Annotated in this window: 1 protein-coding gene and 1 pseudogene; one reads left to right on the top strand and one right to left on the bottom strand. The window is 70.0% G+C overall.

Annotated elements, in window-relative coordinates:
* Window positions 1–1,454, top strand: a pseudogene (locus D7X55_RS38205) (exo-alpha-sialidase); the annotation flags it as partial.
* 118 nt (window positions 1,455–1,572) lie between these two features.
* On the opposite strand, the gene infC reads toward D7X55_RS38205, so the two are convergent.
* Complete coding sequence (infC, locus tag D7X55_RS38200; protein ID WP_120552370.1) at window positions 1,573–2,319, bottom strand: translation initiation factor IF-3; 747 nt, start codon at window positions 2,317–2,319, stop codon at window positions 1,573–1,575.
* Window positions 2,320–2,694: the final 375 nt, after the last annotated feature.

Below are 2,694 nucleotides of genomic sequence, written 5' to 3'. Positions count from 1 at the left end.
TGGGTTGGGCAGCATTCACAGGACTCCTGCTTGCGGGCATGACGGCGGCGACGCCGCCCTCGGCCATCCCGGTGCGGAGGGGGAACGCGCTGACACTGCCCGCGCACCGGCACATCGTGCGCGTGTCCCGCAGCGAGGGCTCCGTGCTGCTCGCGGCCGTGCAGCAGGGCGGACAGGACGGGCACGGCCTGCGCCTGTTCCGCAGCGACAACGGCGGCGGCACCTGGAAGCAGGAGGGCATCATCCACGACGGCTCCACCTATGACCGGGCGGACCTGGTCGCGGTGGGCAAGGACGTGGCGCTCGTCTACGCGGTGGAGACGCCGGACAGCACGGGCATCAGCGGCTCCACGTCACGCGACGTGTACTTCCAGTGGTGGCGCTACAGCGCGTCCAAGAACCACTGGCTGCCGGACAAGGCCGTGCGCGTGTTCGACTCCACCAGCTCCAGCACCGCGTACTACCGCGCGGAGCTGGCGCGCGACTCCAAGGGCCGGCTCTGGGTGCAGGCCTTCTTCCGGGAGAAGGACGCCAGCAACACGCTGGTCATCTCCGTGAGCAGCGACGGCGGCTCCACCTTCCGCACGCAGTCCGCGCTCGCGCGCGACATCTCCAAGCGCGGCGGCGGGCGGCTCATCAGCCTGGGCAGCCGGATGATGATGCTGTGGAGCTCGCACGACGGGCGCGACTCCACGCACTACCGCATCCGGGATGACAGCGCGTCCGTGTCCAGCTGGTCCTCCACGCGCACCGCCTTCTCCGACGGCATCTACCACGGCGCCGCGATGAGCGCGGTGGCGGACGGCAATGGCGGCCTGCACCTGGTCTACAAGGACAACTCCGAACGGCTGATGTACCGCCGCTTCAACGGCACCAGCTTCGGCTCCGCGGTGAGGGTGCTGGAGGACGGGGACTGGGCCACGCAGCCGGCGCTCGTGCGCTCGGGCAGCAGCCTGTACCTCTTCTACAACCAGCCCCGCAGCGACGGCAGCGGCTACCGGCTGTGGGTGCGCGCGCTGTCCTCCAGCGGCAAGCCGGGCGCGGGCAAGGAGCTGGCGTCGGTGTCCGGCTTCGCGGGCTACCCGGCGGCGCCGGACGTGCTGCCCTCGGGCGTGCCGCTGGTGTGCTTCTTCGGCATCGAGCCGTCCTCCGGCTCCAGTTACCGGCTGTCCTTCTTCTCCACCAGCGCGTCGTCGCTCAAGTCCCAGGCCGTCGCGGCGAAGCAGGCTCCGGCCAGCACCGAGGATGACGACGCCCGGTTCACCGCCACCGGCGGCTCCGGTTCCTACGGCCCGCCGCAGGACCCCGGCACGCTGGTGAGCGCCGCCACGACGCCCTCCCAGCAGGCGATGGCCGCCGGGTGCGGCGGTGCCAGCGCGACGCTCGCGGTGGGCGTGACGTTCCTCCTGATGGAGTGGGGCCGCCGCCGGCGCACCCGGGTGCTGCCCGGGTAACAAGCACACGCAGCGCCAGGAAACGAACGCGGGCGGTCTCCCTGGGACTCTCTCCCAAGGGGAACCGCCCGTGTGCGCGTCTCCCGGCGAGGGGAGACGCGGGGACGTGTGCGAACGGCTACGTCGTCGCGGGCGCGGCGTCCGGCGCTTCGTCCGTCGTGTCGTCGGCGTCGCTGGCGCCGTCGGATTCGACCGGGGCCGTGGAGGCACCGTCCGCACCCGGCGCACCGGCCGCCTGGGGCTTCTTGCCCGCGCTCGGGGGCGGGGACTTGCGAGCGGCCGCCGCGGCCTGCCGCGCCTGTTCACGCGCCTTCTGCGCGACCTTGGGCGTGGGGGCCAGAATCATGTACATCTGCCGGCCTTCCATGCGCGGCAGCTGCTCCGCCACGGCCACGTCCTTCAGGTCCTTGATGACGTCATCGAGGATGGCGCTGCCCAGCTCCTTGTGCGTGATTTCACGCCCGCGGAACTGGATGACGACCTTGGCCTTGTTGCCCTCTTCGATGAACCGGCGGGTGTTGCGCACCTTGAACTCGTAGTCGTGCTCCTCCGTCTTGGGACGGAGCTTCACTTCCTTGAGCTGGATGACCACCTGCGTGCGCTTCGCGTCCGAGGCCTTCTTCTTCTCCTCGTACTTGAACTTGCCGTAGTCCATGATCTTGCAGACCGGCGGCTTCGCCATCGGGCTGACTTCGACCAGGTCGAGCGACTCGGAGCGGGCCTTCTCAAGCGCCGCCTCGATGGTCATGACGCCGAGCTGCGAGCCATCCGAGCCCACGACACGGACTTCCCGCGCGCGGATGCGGCGGTTGGTTCTCTGGTCCCGGTTGGGACCGCGGCTGCTGTTTCTCTGTTCGCGAATGATGTGAACATCCTCCAAAAAGGGTTAGCGGACCCACCACCCGTGAAGATGTGGCGGACCCTCCAATGTGTCAGTCCCCTCCGGCGGAGAAGGCAGGCATGCAGGCCTTCCGCCCCTTGGGGCAGGGAGACGTGCAACGGACTCTATCCGGTTCACGTCCCCCCGGGGCAAGGTAACGCGGGGCGTCCCCCATTCCCATGACCCCCTGTTGCCTATGATGCGCCCCATGGCGAAACGGTCCACCGGGTCCGGCGGGCAATGGACAGGATGCCGACCCCCCCGGGGGGTTGCGCTCGGGGCCTGGCTGGCGCTCGCCTGCCTGCCCTCCTGTGGGCCGGTGGACGCCGGGCCCCCTGGAAGCCAGGGCCAGGCCGTGGT

It is taken from the genome of Corallococcus sp. AB049A, from assembly GCF_003668885.1.
In the GTDB taxonomy this organism is placed as follows: Bacteria; Myxococcota; Myxococcia; order Myxococcales; family Myxococcaceae; genus Corallococcus; species Corallococcus interemptor.
This window is presented reverse-complemented; position numbering and strand designations above follow the sequence as displayed.